Annotated in this window: 17 protein-coding genes; 11 read left to right on the top strand and 6 right to left on the bottom strand. The window is 47.6% G+C overall.

Going from position 1 to position 21,120, the window contains the following annotated elements:
- Positions 1–52 precede the first annotated feature (52 nt).
- The 11 genes from nuoE (at position 53) to ACJJIM_RS02105 (ending at position 12,670) form a co-directional block, all read left to right on the top strand.
- Positions 53–619, top strand: coding sequence for an NADH-quinone oxidoreductase subunit NuoE (gene nuoE, locus ACJJIM_RS02155; RefSeq protein ID WP_413664589.1), 567 nt, complete (start codon positions 53–55; stop codon positions 617–619).
- Positions 597–1,871, top strand: coding sequence for an NADH-quinone oxidoreductase subunit NuoF (nuoF, locus tag ACJJIM_RS02150; RefSeq protein WP_444912212.1), 1,275 nt, complete (start codon positions 597–599; stop codon positions 1,869–1,871). Before nuoE ends, nuoF begins: the two co-directional genes overlap by 23 nt.
- Before the next feature lie 69 nt (positions 1,872–1,940).
- A complete protein-coding gene (gene nuoG / locus ACJJIM_RS02145; RefSeq protein WP_444912211.1) occupies positions 1,941–4,784 on the top strand; it encodes an NADH-quinone oxidoreductase subunit NuoG in 2,844 nt (947 codons plus the stop codon).
- A 2-nt stretch (positions 4,785–4,786) separates the two neighbouring features.
- On the top strand, positions 4,787–5,743 hold the full coding sequence (nuoH, locus tag ACJJIM_RS02140) for an NADH-quinone oxidoreductase subunit NuoH (protein ID WP_282934030.1): 957 nt from the start codon (positions 4,787–4,789) through the stop codon (positions 5,741–5,743).
- Positions 5,744–5,774: 31 nt separating this feature from the next.
- Positions 5,775–6,293 (top strand): NADH-quinone oxidoreductase subunit NuoI, encoded by a 519-nt coding sequence (nuoI, locus tag ACJJIM_RS02135; RefSeq protein WP_282934031.1) that lies wholly within the window; start codon positions 5,775–5,777, stop codon positions 6,291–6,293.
- Between the two features lie 37 nt (positions 6,294–6,330).
- Positions 6,331–6,840, top strand: coding sequence for an NADH-quinone oxidoreductase subunit J (gene nuoJ / locus ACJJIM_RS02130; RefSeq protein WP_413664586.1), 510 nt, complete (start codon positions 6,331–6,333; stop codon positions 6,838–6,840).
- Positions 6,841–6,844: 4 nt separating this feature from the next.
- Positions 6,845–7,162: an NADH-quinone oxidoreductase subunit NuoK gene (nuoK, locus tag ACJJIM_RS02125; protein WP_413664585.1), complete on the top strand. Its 318-nt coding sequence runs from the start codon at positions 6,845–6,847 to the stop codon at positions 7,160–7,162.
- Between the two features lies 1 nt (position 7,163).
- The gene (gene nuoL / locus ACJJIM_RS02120) at positions 7,164–9,002 is read left to right on the top strand and encodes an NADH-quinone oxidoreductase subunit L (protein WP_413664584.1); all 1,839 of its coding nucleotides are present in this window, start codon (positions 7,164–7,166) and stop codon (positions 9,000–9,002) included.
- Positions 8,999–10,597: an NADH-quinone oxidoreductase subunit M gene (nuoM, locus tag ACJJIM_RS02115; protein WP_413664583.1), complete on the top strand. Its 1,599-nt coding sequence runs from the start codon at positions 8,999–9,001 to the stop codon at positions 10,595–10,597. Before nuoL ends, nuoM begins: the two co-directional genes overlap by 4 nt.
- Positions 10,594–12,138, top strand: a complete 1,545-nt coding sequence (locus tag ACJJIM_RS02110; RefSeq protein WP_413664582.1) for an NADH-quinone oxidoreductase subunit N — start codon at positions 10,594–10,596, stop codon at positions 12,136–12,138. The genes nuoM and ACJJIM_RS02110 overlap by 4 nt, the downstream gene beginning before the upstream one ends.
- A gap of 73 nt (positions 12,139–12,211) precedes the next feature.
- A complete protein-coding gene (locus ACJJIM_RS02105; protein ID WP_282934036.1) occupies positions 12,212–12,670 on the top strand; it encodes a hypothetical protein in 459 nt (152 codons plus the stop codon).
- Between the two features lie 106 nt (positions 12,671–12,776).
- Here the strand turns inward: ACJJIM_RS02105 and ACJJIM_RS02100 are convergent, their stop codons facing one another.
- The 6 genes from ACJJIM_RS02100 to ACJJIM_RS02075 form a co-directional block, all read right to left on the bottom strand.
- Complete coding sequence (locus ACJJIM_RS02100; RefSeq protein ID WP_413664581.1) at positions 12,777–15,254, bottom strand: TonB-dependent receptor plug domain-containing protein; 2,478 nt, start codon at positions 15,252–15,254, stop codon at positions 12,777–12,779.
- A 765-nt stretch (positions 15,255–16,019) separates the two neighbouring features.
- On the bottom strand, positions 16,020–16,727 hold the full coding sequence (locus tag ACJJIM_RS02095; RefSeq protein WP_444912210.1) for an aspartate/glutamate racemase family protein: 708 nt from the start codon (positions 16,725–16,727) through the stop codon (positions 16,020–16,022).
- A 181-nt stretch (positions 16,728–16,908) separates the two neighbouring features.
- Complete coding sequence (locus ACJJIM_RS02090) at positions 16,909–17,730, bottom strand: MBL fold metallo-hydrolase (RefSeq protein WP_282934039.1); 822 nt, start codon at positions 17,728–17,730, stop codon at positions 16,909–16,911.
- Positions 17,731–17,896: 166 nt separating this feature from the next.
- Positions 17,897–18,400 (bottom strand): protein disulfide oxidoreductase, encoded by a 504-nt coding sequence (locus tag ACJJIM_RS02085; RefSeq protein WP_444912209.1) that lies wholly within the window; start codon positions 18,398–18,400, stop codon positions 17,897–17,899.
- A gap of 15 nt (positions 18,401–18,415) precedes the next feature.
- Positions 18,416–19,042 carry a thioredoxin family protein gene (locus ACJJIM_RS02080; protein ID WP_444912208.1) on the bottom strand — a complete coding sequence of 209 codons (627 nt, stop codon included), beginning with the start codon at positions 19,040–19,042 and terminating at the stop codon, positions 18,416–18,418.
- A 2-nt stretch (positions 19,043–19,044) separates the two neighbouring features.
- The gene (locus ACJJIM_RS02075; RefSeq protein ID WP_413664577.1) at positions 19,045–21,075 is read right to left on the bottom strand and encodes a protein-disulfide reductase DsbD family protein; all 2,031 of its coding nucleotides are present in this window, start codon (positions 21,073–21,075) and stop codon (positions 19,045–19,047) included.
- Between the last annotated feature and the right edge of the window lie 45 nt (positions 21,076–21,120).

Genomic DNA, 21,120 nt, shown 5'->3' with positions numbered 1-21,120 from the left:
ATGGCGGCAGCGCCTCAACGAAACCTCCGCAAGTTCTATCTCGGGGGCGACTATGTCCAGCTTATTAGAACCGGAATTGATTGAAGTAATGGAGCAAGGCAATAGCAATTCAGCAGACAACCAGGCGACCTTAACAGTACAAGAAAAAGAGGAAATTGATCAGGAAGCCACCCACTACCACGAAAAAACTTCAGTGGGGCTCGAGGCGTTGCGGATTGTACAGAAACATCGCGGCTGGATTTCCGATGAGAGCCTCCAGGCAATTTCCAATTATCTGGATATTCCCGTTGCAGAACTTGAGAGTGTCGCCACCTACTTCCAGTTGATTTTCCGCCAACCAGTAGGTAAGGAAGTGATCTACCTGTGTAAAAGCTCCAGCTGCTGGATTATGGGTTGCGATAATTTGCAGAAAAAAATATCTGAGCGCTTAAATATCCAGCCTGGAGAAACCTCCGAAGATGGGATTTTCACCCTGCTGGAAACGCCCTGCCTGGGAGATTGTGACAAAGCCCCAGTCCTTATGCTCGGCGAAGAGATGCATCGCCATTTGGATGAGAAAGGTATTGATGAATTAATCGATAAGAAGAAAAAATACCATGCTGACAAATCCACTGACTAAAAATATTTCCAGTGAAAATATTGCCGCCACTATTGAGCAATATGTGGAAAACGACGGCTACCAGGGCTGGCGCAAAGCCATCACCATGGTACCGGACAGTATTATCAACGAAGTAAAAGATGCAGGCCTGCGCGGACGCGGTGGAGCGGGGTTTAACACTGGGCTGAAGTGGAGTTTTGTACCTAGGGGTGAAGATTCGCCCAAGCAGAAGTACATCGTCTGTAACGCCGATGAAATGGAACCCGGCGCCTTCAAAGACCGATTGCTAATGGAGCGAGACCCTCACCTCCTTCTTGAGGGAATGGCTATAGCCGCCTATGCCATTGGCGCCTCTCACGCCTATATTTTTATTCGTGGTGAATACCACCTGGCTGCAAACCGGCTCGAACAGGCAATCGATGAAGCCAAGCAGCAGGGCATGATTGGCGAAAATATTTTCGACAGTGGCTTTAATCTGGAGATCTGCCTGCACCGCAGCGCCGGTAACTATATCTGTGGTGAAGAAACCGCACTGCTAAACGCCCTTGAAGGCAAGCGGGCCATTCCCCGCGCCAAGCCCCCCTTCCCACAGGTCAGCGGTCTTTGGGGCAAACCCACTGTCGTTAACAATGTAGAGACCTTGTGCAACCTCCCCCATTTAATTAGCCACGGCGTGGAGTGGTACAAAAACCTTAGCCGGGGTGACGATGCGGGAAGCAAAATATTTGGTGTTAGCGGCAAGGTTAATAATCCAGGGGCTTGGGAACTCCCAATGGGGACGCCCATTCGCGAAATTATTGAACAACATGCCGGTGGCATGAAAGATGGCCTACAACTGAAGGGCATTCTTCCCGGTGGAGGATCGACCGACTTCCTCGGCCCGGACCACCTCGATCTTCCCATGGACTACGACGTTATCGGCAAGGCCGGCAGCCGTATGGGGACCGGCACGATCACCGTGCTCGACGATAAAACCTGCCCCGTTGGCTTGGTACTGAACTTGACCCAGTTCTTCGCGCGGGAATCCTGTGGCTGGTGTACCCCCTGCCGGGACGGTTTGCCCTGGGCAGTCAAAATTCTGGAGAGAATAGAGTCTGGCCAGGGGACTAAAGAAGACTTAGAACTCCTCAGGGAACAGTGCGAGCGTATTGGCCCCGGCAATACTTTTTGCGCCCTGGCTCCCGGCGCTGCAGAGCCTATACAAAGCGCGTTAAAACTCTTTGAACAGGATTTTATCGACCATATTGAAGGCGGTTGTTGCCCCTACCAATAAATTGGCGCGACTAAATTAGTACAACAACCCTGCCCCTGAAAGCATTAATAAAAAGAAGATGGATTTCAAATGCCAACCATCACAATAGACGGTAATAAATACCAGGTTGATGGAGATCAAAACCTGCTCACTGCCTGCCTGTCCCTGGGTTTGAATGTCCCCTATTTTTGCTGGCACCCCGCCATGGGATCTGTTGGCGCCTGCCGCCAGTGTGCAGTTATCGAGCATAAGGACAGCGAAGATCAACGGGGCCGTTTGATTATGAGCTGTATGACACCGATAAAAGACGGCGGTATTTACAGTGTCAGTTCGGAAGCTGCGAAAGATTTTCGCGGTTCTGTGATAGAAGACCTGATGACCAACCACCCTCATGATTGCCCGGTTTGTGAGGAGGGTGGCGAGTGTCACTTACAGGATATGACTGAAATGTCCGGTCATACCATGCGCCGCTATCAGGGTACCAAGCGCACCCATCGAAACCAGTATCTCGGTCCCTTTATCAATCACGAAATGAATCGCTGTATTACCTGCTATCGATGTGTCAGGTTCTATCACGACTATGCCGGTGGCGAGGATTTACAAGCACTGGGCCGCAATCACCAGGTCTTTTTTGGCCGCAATACTGAGGGCATGCTGGAAAATGGTTTTAGTGGGAACCTTGTCGAAGTGTGCCCCACCGGAGTATTTACCGATAAGACCTTCAGCCAGCACTTTGTCCGAAAATGGGATTTGCAAACAGCTGCCTCAGTCTGTGAACACTGCGCCGTGGGTTGCAACACCGCGCCAGGAGCGAGGGAATCCGGCAACAACCAAGACCCGATGTTGCGCCGTGTGGTTAACTTATATCACCACGATATCAACGGCTATTTTCTCTGTGACCGGGGGCGCTTTGGATACGAATATGTCAACAGTAAGAGCCGGATAACCCAGGTACTTTCTGCACGCAAAGATGATGTGATCAGCTCTACAGCAGAAACTGATGAACGTCTGCACAAAGAGGTTTCCCCCAAGGACGCGGTGTTCTCACTTTCAGAAAAACTCGCATCTGCGCAAAGAGGTGAGCATCACTTAATAGGCATAGGTTCACCCAGGGCATCATTGGAAAATAACTTCGCCCTATTAAAGTTTGTAGGGCGGGATAACTTCTTCTCTGGTCTCAACCAGCGGGATATGCAGCTACTACACCTTGTCGATAGAATTCAGAGCGATGCCAATATCCACAGCCCGACCATCCCTGAGATAGAAAATTCAGATGTTGTATTGATACTCGGAGAAGATATCTACAACACAGCCCCCAGGGTTGCTCTGGCAGTTCGCCAAGCAGCACGGAGCCGCCAAAAAGAACAAGCTGAATCATTAAGAATACCCTTGTGGCAGGATGCTTCCGTTCGACAATTAGAGGGTGAACCCAGTCCGATTATTTTTATCGGCACTGAACTCAATCAGATCTCAGATATTACCTGTAAAGCGATCTATACCCTGCCGGAACAGGCTGCCCAAATCGGCCAGGCAATTGCCAATAATATTCTGGAGGTTAAAAGCAACAAAACTTCACTGAGTCCAGAGAATCTGGAGGAAGCTGAAAGAATCTCAGCAATATTAACTGCGGCCAAGAACCCAGTGATCATCTCTGGAACCAGCAGCAAAAATATCCACCTTACCCACAGCGCAGCCAAAATCGCCAGTGCACTGGCAGAAAAAAATGGCAAACCTACTTCTCTATACTTGTGTTGTGAAGAGGCTAATAGCTTGGGAGTTATTCAACTGTTTGAGCCCGAAACCGGTTCCCTTGAGCATCTGATCACTGAACTCAAGAATGACAAAACCAATATCGATAAAACCCTAGTGATTCTGGAGAATGACCTCTCCTTAAGAATCGCGAGTGAAGAGTTAAACAGTCTGTTTGCCAGCGTCGACCATATCATTCTGCTGGACACCCTGCTCAATGAAACCGCCAAACATGCCGACTTAATCTTTCCTGTATCCGCAACGGCCGAATCCCAAGGGACATTTGTTAACAATACTGGTTTGGCACAGCGATTTTATGCGGTCTATGAAGGCACTGGGTATATCCAGGAGAGCTGGCGCTGGCTGGTAGATGCCGCTGGTTTTTGCACAGAACACTCCGAGAGTATCGACACTATTATCAATTGGAATCACTGCCCGGATATCACCGATTCCCTGGCAGAAAGTCTTGCTTCACTCAAGGTCATCAAAGATTTAGGGCCGGATGAAAACTTCCGGATTGACGGGCTCAAGGTTGCTCGACAGACCGCTCGCTACAGTGGGCGCACGGCTATTCACGCAGAGGAACATGTCTCAGAAGAGCCCCCACACCAAGACCCCGATGCTCCTATGAGCTTTAGCATGGAAGGTGTGCACAATCCAAACCGATCACCGCTGCAAGCCAATATCTGGTCTCCCGGATGGAACTCCAACCAATCGATTTTCAAGTTTCAGCAGGAAGTGGGTGGCGAACGCCGTGGTGGTGCCTCGGGTAAATATATCCAGCGGCGAGAGCAAGCACTATCGGAGTGGTCCTTGCCCACAGCCTCCGATGGCGATACAGATAGCGATAACCACAGTCTAGCGACACTGCCGATTTACCGAATGTTTGGTTCGGAAGAGCTCAGTAACCGCGCAATGGCCATCGCTACAGTGATCGATAAGCCATTCTTTACTTTAAATCGCGGTGATGCCGAAAGTGCCAACCTCAACCAGGGAGACACAGTGGCATTAGACACCAATAGCGGTGTTTTCCGGGGCAGTGTGATTATCTCCGATAGCCAACCTTCGGGCAGCCTGGGTGTGCCCTATGGTCTTCCAGGGCTTGAAACTCTTGCCCCCGTATTACCGGGTGGCGCCAATCTGTTGCCAGTGGAAGAAAGCTCCACAATCGGGCAAGAGGACTAATTATGAGCACAAATATCTGGATCATATTGCTCAATATTTTCGGCGTATTGATAGTTACCGTGCTGCTAGCAGCCATTTTAACTTGGGGCGAGCGCCGCCTATTGGGCTTTTGGCAAGATCGCCCGGGCCCTAACCGAGTAGGGAAATTTGGCACCCTGCAAGTTATTGCAGATATGATCAAGCTATTCTTTAAGGAAGACTTCACTCCGAAATTTGCAGATATTCCCGTATTTGTACTGGCACCCACTGTAGTTATGGCAACCATGTTGATTGCCTTTGCTGTAGTGCCCATATCGCCCAATATTGGGGTCACCGACCTGAATATCGGTTTACTGTTTGTGCTGGCTATGAGTTCTATTGCGGTCTATAGCGTAATTCTTGGAGGATATGCATCAAATAATAAATATGCTCTGCTCGGTGGGCTAAGGGCTGCCGCTCAAACCGTGTCCTATGAAGTATTTATGGGTTTGAGCCTGATGGGCGTCGTTATGCTCTCAGGCAGTTTCAATCTGCGTGAGATTGTTAATGCCCAGGCAGATGGTTGGTTTATCATCCCTCAATTCCTGGGTTTTATTGTTTTCTTTATTGCCGGTATTGCCGAGAGCCGCAGAACTCCATTTGATCTTCCGGAAGCTGAGCACGAACTGACAGCGGGATTCCATACCGAATACTCCGGTATGAAGTTCGGCATGTTCTTTGTGGGTGAATATCTGGCAGTGATTCTAATTTCAGCACTAATCACCACCCTGTTTCTCGGTGGATGGCACGGCCCCCTACTGCCCCCATTTATTTGGTTTTGCCTGAAAACTGCCATTCTGGTTGGTGTGTTTATTCTTTTAAGGGCGGCGATTCCACGCCCCCGCTACGACCAATTAATGAAGTTTGGCTGGAAGGTCATGCTACCTCTGGCCCTGATCAACCTACTGGCTACCGCAGCGGTACTTTTGTGGACAGCCTAGAAAATTAAAATAAGCGTGCGAGGCCAAAGAAATGATTTCAAGCCAGATTCGCAGCATGTGGTTGGTATTTAAACACCTGTTCCGGAAGAACGTTACCGTACAATACCCCGACCAAAAGCCCTATCTGGCACCCAGATATCGTGGCAGGATCGTGCTCACCCGAGATCCCAACGGTGACGAGCGCTGCGTTGCCTGTAATCTCTGCGCCGTTGCCTGCCCTCCTGATTGTATTTCACTGCAAAAAACAGAAGATCCTGACGGCCGCTGGCGTCCCGAATATTTTCGTATCAATTTTTCCCGCTGCATTATGTGTGGGCTTTGTGAAGATGCCTGCCCAACCTATGCCATCCAGCTAACACCTGACTTTGAGATGTGCGAGTACGATCGGCAAAACATGGTGTACGAAAAGGAAGATCTTCTAATCAGTGGCCCTGGTAAGTATCACGACTACAGCTTTTATCAAATTGCAGGAAAGGCCATCTCAGGTAAGGACAAGGGCGAAGCTCAAAATGAGGCCGAGCCCATTAATGTAAAAAGCCTAAATCTCTGATTTCAATAAGGCTAATAACTAAAAAGAGGTTTTCCCAGTGAATTACATTTTCTACTTAACCGCTGCGGTTGCCATTGTCTCAACCGCCATGGTTATCTTTCACAAGAACGCGGTCCACGCGCTACTTTATCTTGTCACTTCACTTTTATCGGTTGCCGTTATTTTCTACCAGTTTGGCGCCCCCCTGGCAGCAGCTTTGGAAGTTATTATTTATGCCGGCGCCATCATGGTATTGATTATTTTTGTCATCATGATGCTCAACCAGGGAGACGCTTCAGTTGCACAGGAGCAAGCCTGGTTACAACCCCACACCTGGATTGGCCCAGCCCTTCTATCAGCCATTTTGTTAATCCAGCTACTTCTGCTGGTTAGTAGCGGGCAAATTCCTTCAGAGCAAACCTACCACTATATCGGGCCCAAACAAGTCGGTATCGCACTTTTTAGTCATTACGTTCTCGCTGTCGAACTGGCTTCAATGCTGCTTTTGGCAGGGCTTGTTGGAGCTTTTCACCTCGCCCGACACAGAAGAACAGTTAAACCGGAGTGAAGCTATGCCTATCGAATCTGCACCTGGTTTGGAGGCTGGCGTGCTGTTGGCCTCCATTCTGTTTTGCTTGGGGTTAGCCGGATTACTCATCCGAAGAAATATTATTTTTATGCTGATGAGTATTGAAATTTGCACCAATGCCGCAGCATTAATGTTTGTTGTCGCCGGCGCACACTGGGGCAATGCTGATGGGCAGGTGATGTTTGTTTTTGTTGTCACCCTGGCCGCTGCCGAAGTAGCCATTGCACTGGCGCTGGTCTTGCAATTTTATTATCGCAAACACACGGTCGATATTGACCAGCTCAATGGATTGAGGGGTTAATATGAACGGATCACTAGCCTGGATACCATTACTTCCCTTTCTTGGTTTCCTGACCCTCATCAGTATTCCACTGTTTACACAAAAGGAACCCTCACAAAAGTTAGTGAGCCTGATTGGTGTGGGCAGTGTGGGAATAGCAGCGATTCTGGTTTTTAACCTCGCACTCTCCACCTTTCTGGGCAACCCGGAATCGGTCGTTACACTGTCAGTTTGGCAGTGGATGCGGGTATCAGACCTCCAACTCGGCTTCACCTTTCATGTGGACTGGCTAACCCTGGTAATGCTGATGATCATTACCGGAGTGGGCTTCCTTATCCACTTATACTCAGCCGGATATATGCGTGAAGATCCGGATTTCCGCCGCTACTTTTCCTACCTGAATCTCTTTGTCTCTGCCATGTTAATTCTTGTAATGGCGGACAACCTGGTACTTCTCTACCTGGGATGGGAAGGTGTTGGTCTTTGTTCCTACTTGCTCATTGGCTTTTGGTATAAGGACCCTGCAAACGGCGCGGCGGCACAGAAGGCATTTATCGTCACCCGCGTCGGCGATACCGCCATGGCGATCGGCTTGTTCCTGTTGTTCTTTGAGTTCTCAACACTAAATATACCGGAGCTCATCACAGCGGCAGGGAATCCCGGGGTCAATACTCAAATTGTCACTATCGCTATGCTGCTGTTACTGGGTGGCGCTGTGGGTAAGTCAGCACAGATTCCACTCCAGACCTGGCTTCCCGATGCGATGGCAGGCCCCACTCCCGTCAGCGCCCTTATCCACGCTGCCACCATGGTGACGGCCGGGGTCTACTTGATCGCCCGCATGCACCCGCTTTATCAGCTGTCTGGAACCGCCATGACAGCTGTAGCCATTGTCGGCGCTCTGACTCTATTAATCTCCGGATTCAGTGCTATCGCACAAAGTGATATCAAACGGGTCCTGGCCTATTCGACCATCTCCCAGATTGGATATATGTTCCTGGCCCTGGGTGTCGGTGCCTGGTCAGGAGCCATCTTCCATTTGATGACCCACGCCTTCTTCAAGGCTCTGCTCTTCCTCTCCGCAGGGTCAGTAATCCTGAGCGTACATCACGAGCAGAATATCTTTGCCATGGGCGGCCTCTATCGCAAAATCCCCTTTACCTTTATCTGCTTTACCATCGGTTGCGCCTGCCTGGCAGCACTCCCATTTACATCCGGTTTCTACAGCAAAGATCATATTTTGCTCAGTGCTTATGAATATCATCAAGGAGTAAACCTGCTTTGGCTTGCCGGTCTATTAGGTGCGCTGGTCACAGGGATTTATAGCTTCCGGGTTCTGTTTCTTGCATTTCTGGGCAGTGAGGGCAGCGCCTCCTCACACTGTAAAGACGCCAATAACACGGTGATGATGCTTCCCTTGGGCCTCCTCGCTGTACTTGCCCTATTTGGTGGAATTCTCGCTCCACCTCTCCAGGGAGTCTTTGGCACCCCAACCGACGAACACCACTCCTGGGTCATTGAAGCCATTGCCATTGCCATGCCGCTGATCGGCCTGTTTATCGCCTGGAAAATGTTCCTGTTCGAGAAGAAGGTTGGGGAGCAGCGCTCTCCACTAATGCAGTTTTGGTTTAAGGGATGGGGTTTTGACTGGGTCTATGACCGGGTCTTTGTAAGACCTTTTAAATTTATCACCGCCCTTAACCACAAAGATATTATCGACAGCATCTACAAGGGTACCGCTTCGCTGAGTGCACATCTAAATAACGCCCTCAGCTCTTCACAAAATGGCCAAATACGTTGGTACCTGGCCACCTTTGTAGCCGGATCAATTTTATTCCTAGCCCTGTTGGTGGCTCTATGACATTACTGGCAATAATTATAATTTTATTTGTTGGGGGAATATTAGCCTGGCTGGCAGAGAGACATCTCTATGAGGGTGGACGCTTAATCAGCCTGGTTTCCCTGATAATCGCATCCCTGCTCTTGATCAGCTATTTCCCCCAGGCAGAGTCCACAGTTGTTACAGGTGACAGTCAGTGGTGGGATAGCCTTTTGGTATCCTGGATACCCAGGTTTGGGATCAGCTTCCATCTGGCAATTGATGGGCTCAGCTTTCTTATGCTGCTACTGACAATGGGGATGGGGATCTTTGGGTTAGTAATGACCTGGAATGATGTCACCTTCCGGCGCGGCTTCTTTTATTTTAACTACCTGTGGACACTGGCCGGTATTGTCGGTGTGTTTACCGCTATCGACCTGTTTTTATTCTTTTTCTTCTGGGAAGTTATGCTGATTCCCATGCTGCTGTTGATTGCAGTTTGGGGTTATGAGGGCAGAGTCTACGCTGCGATAAAGTTCTTTATTTTCACCCAGGCAAGCAGCTTGTTAATGCTGATTGCCATCGTTGCCTTGGCATTTATCCACTATCGGAATAGCGGGCAACTGACCTTTAACTATATGGATTTGTTGGGTGCTCAACTGTCTGCAACAGCAGCTTATTGGTTAATGCTCGGATTTTTTATTGCCTTTATCGTCAAGTTGCCAGCGCTGCCCTTCCATACCTGGTTACCTGACGCCCATACCCAGGCCCCTACTGCCGGCAGTATTCTGCTGGCGGCGATTCTGTTGAAAACAGGAGCCTATGGTTTATTACGCTTTACACTGCCCTTATTCCCGGAGAGTTCACAAGCTTTTGCACCCGTTGCAATGACCATTGGAGCCATCAGTGTGGTCTACGGCGCATCGCTGGCATTCGCTCAGAAGGATATGAAAAGACTTGTGGCCTATTCCAGTGTGAGCCATATGGGATTTGTTCTATTGGGGCTCTACGCGCTGAATACTATCGCCCTGCAGGGCGCAGTGATGCAAATGATCGCCCACGGCTTGAGTACCGCTGCTCTCTTCGCATTAGTAGGCGCACTACAGCATCGTCTCCATACTCGGGATATGAGTCAGCTCGGCGGTGTCTGGCCTCTTCTGCCAAAGCTATCCGCCGTTGCACTCTTCTTTGCCATCGCCTCGCTAGGACTGCCTGGGCTGGGTAATTTTGTTGCCGAATTCCTGGTGCTTGTTGGTAGCTTTAAAGCTAATCACTGGTTAACGGTTATTGCAGCAATTGGGCTTATTGGAGCAGCACTCTATGCACTATTGATGATGCAACGTGTCTTCTTTGGCAAGTTTAATGACAAATTGAAACCCGCTACAGAGGGGAAAACTGTCAGTGATCTAAGCCTCAGGGAGATCTCTGCGCTTCTTTCACTGGCGGTGCTTCTCGTGATCTTCGGGCTCCGCCCCCAGCCTATCTTTGATATCGCCGAGCCTACGATTGCCAAATCAATGCAAAAATTTCAGGCCCCCGAAAATGAAGAAGTCGTCATAGAAAAGACAGGGCCGGAAACTTCAGCAAGCTTATCCTCTCCTACTGCTAAAAGCGCTAATACAGGTACATCTCTATGAGTGCCCAAGAACTATTTTCTATCCTACCGCTTTTACTGATTAGTGCCGGTATTGTAGTTTTGCTGCTCCAAGTATCCTTCTGGAGAAATCATGCGGGCGCTCTGGTTACAACTCTTATCACCTTGGTAGCCGCTATCATTGCCTGTTTCTGGGTTGGAGCCAGCCTATCGGGCAATAACGGGTCCATTCAAGTGACTGCCCTACTCTCGATTGACTACAACTCGTTGTTCTTCTGTCTGCTGATATTAGTTACCGCCATAGCCGTCAGCGTTATGGGATACAACTACTTAAAACTTCGGTGTGACCTGAATAGAAACCCGGATAGCTATCCAGAAGAGTTTTATATACTACTTTTACTTGCCATTTTGGGAGCAAGCACCCTGGTATTTGCCAGCCACTTTGCCACCTTTTTCCTCGGTATAGAATTAATTAGCCTCGCTCTTTATCCACTGTTGGGATTTGCGGTTACTGGCAATTTATCCTCAAGTAAAGATCAAGTAAATTCCCTGGAATCTGCCTTTAAATACTTAATCCTTTCAGCACTTTCTACCGCTCTCGGGCTATTCGGTATCGCATTAATTTATGCGGCGTCTGGGGCACTGGACTTTGGCAGTATCGCTACACGGATACAGGATCTTTCACAGACTTCTGCTCTTTTTGCAACCGGCGCCACTCTGCTGGTCATTTCTGTTGCTTTCAAGTTATCACTGGTTCCATTTCATATCTGGACACCCGATGTATTCCAGGGCGCACCTACGCCTACGACGGCGTTGATCGCCACAGTGGGAAAAACAGCCGTAATTGCCTTTCTGTTGCGATTCTTTAATACCTTAAATCTCTACCAGAGCCCTATTCTTATTGATTTACTGACAATCGCCGCCATAGCCAGCATGCTGATAGGAAATTTATTGGCCCTGATGCAAAACAATATCAAAAGGCTGCTGGCCTACTCCTCAATCGGCCATATAGGCTATTTAATTGTGGCGTTTATCATCGGCAATAGCGCGTTTGGTACAGAGGCGGTTATTTATTACATGGTCGCTTATGTCATTACTACACTAGGAGCCTTTGCAATTGTTGGCCTGATAGCTGATTCAGTGGAGGCCGCCCAACTAACCAATGGAACAAATGTCAGTGACGTGACCGACAGTGCAGATGATCCCTATCACAGAGACTTTTACCGGGGATTACTCTGGCGTAGTCCATGGCTGGCGAGCTGTCTTGCTCTAATGCTGTTATCTCTGGCTGGAATTCCCTTAACTATTGGGTTTATTGGGAAGTTTTACGTCTTTACCGCAGGTGTTGAAGGAAAAATGTGGGCTCTTCTCGCTGGTGTGGTTATTGGTAGTGCATTGGGCCTCTTCTATTACCTTCGTCTTCTACTTACGATGGTACAAAGAGATGCCATTGACACTAGCAGTAACAGCGAAACGTTACAAATTACCACTTCAGGGCAGTTTTTAATCGCAACTCTCGCTGCCGTACTGGTTTTTTTCGGAATATTTCCACAGGTCCTTATTAACTGGATAAATGCTATATAAAGTAGAGAGCGAGTGCTGATGTAAAAATATTTTAAAGCCCAGGCAATAGCCTGGTCATCAGAGGGTACTTACTATGAAGACTTTCAAACAAGCATTTGAAGTCATCAAGGATGCTGAGAGATTTCATCTGGAAATGGCAGCTGTTTACGAGACCTTACTGGACAAATCAGAAGACTACCGAACCCAATTGCTATTAAAACACATGCTTGAACATGAGCAGAGAATGGCGAAAAACCTGCAGAACTACAATGATGTAGCGCAAAATAAGGTGATGAAGACATGGCTGCAATACACCCATGAAGAAAGTGCCAATGACTTTATTCGCCGCCTCAATCTGAGTGATCCACCGACAATTCGTGAAATTAATAATATGGGACGAGAGGTAGATCGCTATTTCTCAGAACTCTATCAGGCGGTGTATGGTGCAATTGAGTCGATGGAGGTGAAAGAGGTGTTTGAAGACCTAAAGCAAATACAAGATAAGGAAAGAATTACCTTATCTATGGCCACAAATTCACTGTGGGATATGTAAAAATCCCGCTACTTACAGCGGGATCTAATCGTCACATAATTCTGCAGTCGGCTAACCCGGTATTAAGAAACACCAGGTTAGCCAGCTACATAGCAACTAGAACTACCTAGAACTCATACTGCGCTCTTACGTAGTACAGAGCTCCATTGAATCCCATAGGTGCCGTTTCCGGATATTCCGCTCCAGCAACACCGGACCAGGGGTTTTTATCCGGGTAGTTGTTGAATACGTTTTCCGCACCGGCAATCAAGGTCATGGAATCATTGAAGTCATAAGCAGCCTCAATATCCACAGTCCATTCATCACCGGCATCAATGGGCAAGCTGTAATCGTCCAAATGTGCTTCCCAGTAGCTACCGTAGTAGTTGAGTCGCACTAAGCCGCGCCAGCTGTCACCACTATGGGTGACAGATGCATTACCGCGCACCTCTGGTAAGCCATCCTCCAGCTGCCTGATACGCATTTCATCCATGGTATCCGTACTGAAATCGGTAACTTCCGTTTCCGTCCAGTTGAAAGCCAGGTTGAAATCTGTCGCATCACCGAGTGGGTAAGTCGCCACCAGGTCAACACCCTGGGTTTGGGTATCGAAGTCATTGGTGTAGAAACGGAAATATTCAAGGGAATCAGCACCACTGATGCCATCCTGAACCAACTGATCTCGCTCTTCATCAGTCAGTTCCTGGTTAGCAGATTGAGTGATTCGATCTGTAACCTCGATGAGGAAGTAATCCAGGGTAATATCCCAATCACCTGCGGCAATAATTGTACCGAAAGTAAAGCTCTGAGACTCCTCTGGCTGCAGCTGCTTACCGCCTTTCAATACCGCAATGGGATTGGTTGCCGGAATAGTTCCCCGGTTAGCCAATGCGCCATTGGTATATGCCGTAGTGACATTGGTAATGTTGGACTGACCTGGTGTTGGAGCACGGAAACCGGTGCTCAGTGTAGAGCGCAGGGCAATCACATCGTTGATTGTATAGTGGGCTGACAATTTGAAATTGGAAGTATCTCCGAAATCAGAGAAATCTTCCCAACGCAGTGCCGCACCTAATCGAAGAGCTTCGACGACTTCGAGTTCGAAGTCGGTGTAAAGTGCAATATTATCCCGGTCAAATGTGCCTACAACCTCAGGACCAAAACCAGAGAACCCATTCGAACCAATCAGGAAACCCTGCTCTGCCAGATCACCAACTTGCCAGGAGGCAGTATCACCCTGTTTGACCTCAAACTCTTCTTCACGCCATTCAAAGCCCGTGGCCATGAACAGAGGCATTCCGGCAAGTTCAATGCTCTTAGTCAAATCGATATTGAAGTTGTTTTCTTCCTGTATATAACCACCAGGGCTAAATCTGGTCGGGCTGTCAGGTCCGAGCGTGGCGTTGACGGTGTTGTAGATTAAAAAATCTACTTCGTTGTGACCGGTACTGGCACTTACGTCGTAGCCAATGCCATTTGCCAACTCACCACGAACACCAAATACTGCTGAGTAGTCCTCTAGCTCACCGCCAAAGCGCGGAGTAAATCCGCCTGGGAACATTTCGGTGTATGAGAAGCACTCATCACTAGACTGTGCTTCCTCATGGGTCATGCCAATACAATCATAGATACCATTGCTAGCATCCAGATCACCAATTAAGGGCTCATCATCAAGCGCATAAACGCCGGGACGAGTTTCCGGGTTCCGGAAGTAAAAGCCCCCATCTGTTTCGCGGCTGGCATAGTTACCAAAGGCATACAGCTCAGCAGTATCATTTATCTCTATGGCACTGTTAACAAAGAACTTGGTGTCGTCATTAACTTCTGGCTGGCCCCAGATCTGCGCAGGATTGGCAACATAGGTATTGCCATCTGCGATCAACTGGGCTGCATCGTCTCGCTGCACACTGCGGCTGGTAGAGTCCTGCTCACGGTACTCGAGGCTGACATTCACAAAACCAGAATCCGTCAGAGGCAGACCGAAATTCGCCGCTATCGTACTCTGATCACCATCACCTTCAGCGGTAGTTGCATACTTGGCTTCAACCGTGCCGCCCTCCGCTGCATCCTTTAACTGAAAGTTGATAACGCCGGCAATCGCATCGGAGCCATATTGGGCCGCGGCACCGTCACGGAGGACTTCAACCTGTTTCAGAGCAATCGCCGGAATTGCGGAGATATCTGGCCCCTGGGCACCATCTGAAACACCACTTCCGAGGAAGGAAATGACGGCAGCGCGATGGCGACGCTTGCCATTCACCAGAACCAGTGTGCTATCGGGTGGCAGTCCACGCAGGTTTGCAGGGCGAACGATTGAGGCAGCATCAGAAATTGGCTTTGCATTAACGTTGTAGGATGGAACAACGTTTCTAAGCAGGTTACTGAGATCTCCATCACCCTGGTTTACAAATTCTTCTCCGGTCACGATATCGATGGGAGCGGAGGAATCTGTAGCGGAACGCCCTTCAACACGGGTACCGATTGTTATCACTTCCTCAAGGAGTGCATCTTCAGCAAAAGTGGGACTGCTTAGTGCAGCAATCGAAGCTGCCAGCAGAGAGGGAGCGCCAAAGGCTGTAAGCCAGCGCTTCTTTTTTTCATTCATAGGAGAAATACCCTGTTTTAGTTATCTCTTATTTTCTTCCGAGCCAAATCAACCAGCTTTCACTTAAACCAATTTGTGCGTTACAGCAAAAATAAATTGGCTAATTAAGGTAGTGCTCCAGGAGATCAATAAAAATTTTTTACGCACTTGAAAGCTCGCTTATGCAGAGGGAGGTTACCACCAATACATTCACTGCAAGAAGTGTGACAACCAGAGAAAATGCCAGAAAAACTACAATTTGCAAGAGCAAAAAAGGCAATTTAAAAATTAAGAACGACTAAAAATGTAGATACTGACAAAACTGCCAAAAATAAAATAAATCTAATTAGATGATTAAATTAAATTTTAGTACAAAGGGAAGCCAAATAGAGCGCTCATGAACAAGCAGGGTATATCCCAAATAATAACTTCTACAGAGGACAAATGAAACTTATTTGATGATTTGAGGTAAAAAAATAACCTTAGCCTACCGTAATAAACATGATAAATATCATTTCACAAACAAATACCGTGAAGATATTTTATCTTGTCAGCTCTAACTCACAGACAAACATCCACAGAAAACCCACTTAACAAAAGAGGTTAATACTAAAAAACTAACGAATATGGGACAAGCAAACCTAACAAGAGTAGATTTGTGTTATAAAAAAACCACCCACTGATACGCTTCGAAGCTAGTAGAGTGGCTTTAATAAACGTCACAGTGAACTATCAGTCTAACTTTTGGTTGACAAAGATATCTCTAAGTAAACCTAGCAACACTATTCAACAATCAAGTGCGAACTTTATTGCGGCTTGAGCGTGAATCTCTGTGGAGTTCATCAGGTGAGTAGAGGTATCCTCTTGCGAAAGCAACATGCAAATCTCTGTACACCCTAGGATCACACCTTCGGCACCTCGATTGGATAGCAAATCCACAATACGAATAAATTCCATTTTTGAACTGTTAAGGACTCTTCCCTTACAGAGCTCTTCGTAAATAACCCTGTGGACTATCTCTCTATCGCTGGGCTCCGGAATCAAAACCTCAATCCCATACTTTTCCTGCATATAGCCACGATAGAAATCTTGCTCCATAGTAAAAGCTGTCGCCAACAAGCCGACGGTCTTTATCCCTCTGTTCTTAAGTGCTTCAGCTGTAGCATCACCAATATGTAAAAAAGGTACATCAATAGTCTCGATAATATCTCCGGCTACTTTATGCATAGTATTAGTGCACAATAAAATGCCCTCAGCACCAGCTTTTTCCAGGCACATTGCCGCCTCAACCAATAGCTTACTCGCCTGAGCCCAATCACCCTCCATTTGTAACCGTGCAATTTTTTCAAAATCGACGCTGTAAAGTAGAATTTCAGCCGAGTGCAGCCCTCCTAACTTTTGAGCAATTCCTTCATTAATCAGGCGATAATAAATTGCTGTACTCTCCCAACTCATTCCACCCAAAAGGCCAATCTTCTTCATCTTTGAGCTCATCTAATATCCCTTAATACATGTTGCGAATACTAACATGAGAGAGTCGAAAGACTGATTGTAAATTGAGGGCATTCAGGAATAGCGACAACTTAATTAAAAGTACCAATTCATATAAAATCGGTATTCACTTATAAATTACATACGGACGTGATTTAATACTTTTCTTATTCTTAGTGAAAGATCAATAATCAGACACTTCTGTAGGATCAACCCGCATACAGGAAGCTATTAAGTTTCTCTTACTGAAGTTGTAACCGGACACGACACTCATCAAGTTTTCCCTTCCCAATAGCCGGTGGGTAATCTCACCAAGAGGCAATCCTTGCCGGTCCAATTCCCGTGCTTCAGTTGCAAGATTTAACAAATAATCATACTTGGCTTGTAAGCGGATTTTTCCTTTTTCTACAATCCCTCTATGAGGACAAAATATAATATCAAAATCATAGGTGAGCACTTTTTTGATACTGTGCATTAAAGTTGGAATACTTTCATCTTTACGCAATAGCTTTAACTTACTAGCTACATACAGATCAGCAGTGAATATCCACCCTCGATCCTGAACCAGATAACAGGTCATGTCTTTGGCATGCCCTGGTGCGGGGATAACAACTACCTTTTCGCCGGAGAACCTTAAATCTTCCGGTAGTGGCGCAGCTTCCGCACGCCCGGCCCTCCCCCAAATCAGCATCTGTATTGGAGGTATCCGAAAGCCTCTCTTTAGTATCTCTACTGTCGCCTTAGGGGCTCTTGGTTGAATACCGGTAAGCTTATAAATTGCACCGGCGTTACCACTATGATCTTCGTGGTGATGGGTGAGGACTAATTGCCGAAAAGGTTTATTTTTTACAAACCACTTGACGTATTTCCACTGGTTACTGGGGCCGGCATCGATAATAGTGTCACCCAACCGATATACAATAAAGGTTGTATTGATACCAAAATCGAAACGGCCGACCCTTTGCGCATCCAGATCTTGATAGTCAAAAGAATCAATAACCGACACGCCACTCTCCAGCGCAAGAGACAGACCTTTAAGGAATTATAGAAGCATATCTATAAGGGCAGTCCTCCCCGGCAATTAGGCAATTTTAACGCCAACCATCGCAGGCTCAGGGAAAGAGAGTTTGATATAAGCTTAAATACGACACAGTAACCTTAATGGTGACAAGCTACTTTGTCATCTTTAAGCGCAACTGCAAACCCAACTTGGATGTGGCGCCAGTGGTGACCCAGGCAACGCGCCCGTCAGTGTCGACAATCAGCAAGGTTGGCGTCACTTTAACGCCCCATTGGGCGCTTAAAACACCATATGGATCATTTAGAGAAGGAAAAGCAAGTTTGTGATTCCGCATATATTCAGTAACCACCTCTTCTGTTCCAGACTGCATCGCAACACCAACAACCTGGTAATCCCGAGACAGGTCAGTCACAGCGGGGGAAACTATCCGGCAATAGGGGCACCAGGTTGCCCAAAAATAAATTAATACTGGACCTTTAGAGTACATTTGCTTTAGGTCAATAAGATTTCCCTGCAGCGATTGCCCCTCTAACTGAGGGGCCTGGTTCTCAGGGATATCTCTTTGGTGGAAATAACCCACGGCAGTAACCATTAGTACCGCCAAGGTGATAAATATCAACGCCTGAATCAGGTAGCTATAACGAGCTTTTTCCACCCCAAATAAACTCCTTTAGTACTTCACACTACACCCATAAGCCCGCGACGAGGACTTGGCCACAGCCAGTCCCTTCAGTGAAGCATCCAGTGCAGCAGAAACATAATTGTGTGAACTGCCTATAACCGCAGGATTGGCTGAGTCATTATCATCAATGGCTCCAGCATATACGACTTTCCCCTGAGGATTAATGATAAACATATGCGGAGTAGTTTTAGCTCCATAAGCACGCCCCATAACTCCAGAGGTATCCAGCAAAAAGGGTACGCTTGCGCCGAGGTTATGACTCTGTGCAACTGCCATAGCCTGCTCTGGCTCCAAATAGCCCTGCTTTCCTTTAGCTGAAGAAATAACCGTGAGCCAATTTACTTTCTGTGCTGTATACCTTTTTTGAAGGGACTGCATATTACCACTGCCATAGTGTTTCCTGACATAGGGGCAATCTTTATTAAACCATTCAATAACCAACCATTGGCCTGTGTAATCGGAAAGATTGTGAGTTTTTCCAGCAGCATCCACTACTGAGAATTCTGGCGCTTTTTGTCCAGGAACGGCTGCTGCCAACACAACACTCGGCAACATCAGGAATAAAAGCAAAACTCCTCTAAGTATCGAATTATTCACGTTGAAAAGTAATTTCATAATTAACCATCCTCACTATTAACAGTTAAGTGCTTACTAAACAGTGCTGCAATTAAAGACTCTTGCAGCAGTGGTGGAAGTAACTCTGGTTTTTTCTCTCCTGCAGGGTACCATGCATATACAGGTACAGAGTTCCTCCCTAAATCCTGCAAAGCTTGAGTAATTTCAGGGTTATAACGCGTCCAGTCGGCCCGAATTAGAAGCACGTTATTCTTTTTAAATAATGCTTGTACATTTGGGGTATCAAGCACCAGCTTTTTATTTACCTGGCAGGTAATACACCAGGCTGCGGTATAGTCAATAAATACAGGGCGCCCATTATCCAAGGCTTCCGTCAAAAGTGCCTTGTCATAACGATGCCAGTCATACGCCATTTCTGCAGATTGCTCACCACCCTCCATACGGATTGCCGGTAGAGATATTAGCAAAATAGCAGCGACACAAATCAGACCCGCTGCTCCCCCCTTTTTGGAAAAATTTTTTACTAGCCAGATTGCAAGAGTAACAACGAGCAACAGGCTTAAACCGGCCAACCAACCAGAGTCCCCAGCTAGGCGCCCTAAAACCCATAGTAGCCATATCACCGTTGCGTAAAGCGGAAATGCCAGAAACTGACGCAACTTCTCCATCCATGGACCTGGAGCTGGCAGATGCCTCAGTATTACAGGACTTGCACACATCAAAATAAATGGCGCAGCGAGCCCTAAACCGAGGCATAAGAAGATGAGTAGAGCCTGAAGTGGAGGAATCACCACCGCTGCTCCCAGAGCTGCTCCCATAAATGGACCGGTACAGGGGGCCGCAACAAAGACAGCTAAAACACCGGTGGTAAAGGAGCCACGGCTACTGGAGCTAGCAAGCCCCATTAATCGGTGCCCAAACTCAAAAAAGCCGCTAAAGGATAAGGCCATCAGCCAGAAGAGCATAATTAACCCAATTACCACAACCGGTGACTGAAGTTGAAAACCCCAGCCAACGGCCAACCCTCCCCAGCGTAGCGCCAATAAAGCAAGCCCCAGGGCAAGAAAAGTCACCATAATACCGGCGCTATATAGGAAAGATTCACGCAAACGTTCGGTTGGGCGATTACCACCGTCAATCAGTCCAAATAGCTTGATGGACAGCACCGGGAAAACACAGGGCATCAGATTCAATAGGAGACCGGCAATAAATGCTAACAGAAGTAAAAGCCATATAGAGGTCGCGCTCTTCTCAATTTCCACTTGGGATAAGAGGGGGGCAGAGACTTTCCAGGCCCGGTCCGAGTCTGTAATCACAAAATCGCTGCTTTCAATAATCTCAGAGCCTGGCAGACGCTTGAACTTATAGAGGAGAGTTTCATCTTTGCGCTGAACTTCTGGCTCAGACGCAGAGTACAAGTCACCATTTACGGGGAAAATACTAGGTATTTCATCGCTACGATTCCCACTGAGCTGCAAAGTAATATGCTCACTACCTCGCGCTGAAATGGATACTGGTTGCCACGGGCTCTCACTTTCTCCCCCTGGAAGCCTGTTGGCAAAGTAATTCCTTAACGCCAGATCTGTAGCTGGCCAAGCCGCCTGCTCTGCAACCGGCCGTACAAGGCTCATAGTGGCAAAGCCCGGTATGCAATCCACTTTACAAACCAACCACTCCAGGTCCGCATGCAGGATGATCTCTTGCGTGCGCTTATCTGGGAGGAGCTGGAACAGGTAGGCAACATTCCCGGAGTACCCCAGGTTAGTAAGATGCTCTACCCGGAGGCGCGTTGGGAATGGCCATTCGATCGGCCCTAATAAAGCGCCCTGAGCCTCCATATCAAACCGTGGAGCCGACCCTGAATCTCCAGCATTACGCCAATACACATGCCATCCAGGATCTACCTCAAAGTAGAATCCAACTGTCTCTCTCATTCCTTGGCGAAATGTATCAGGTGCCAGCCAACGCACTTTGACGTGATCACCAGATGCCGTCTCCTGTGCTACAGGGAGACCCGCAACCAACAGTAACGTTAAACAGCAGATGTTGATCAGCGTGGTCTTTATTTTCAATGTGATTCTCCTTCTCGCCTAATCAACTGGTATTCCTCCTTTGGG

It is taken from the genome of Microbulbifer maximicatervae (SeqCode), assembly GCF_052467615.1.
This window is presented reverse-complemented; position numbering and strand designations above follow the sequence as displayed.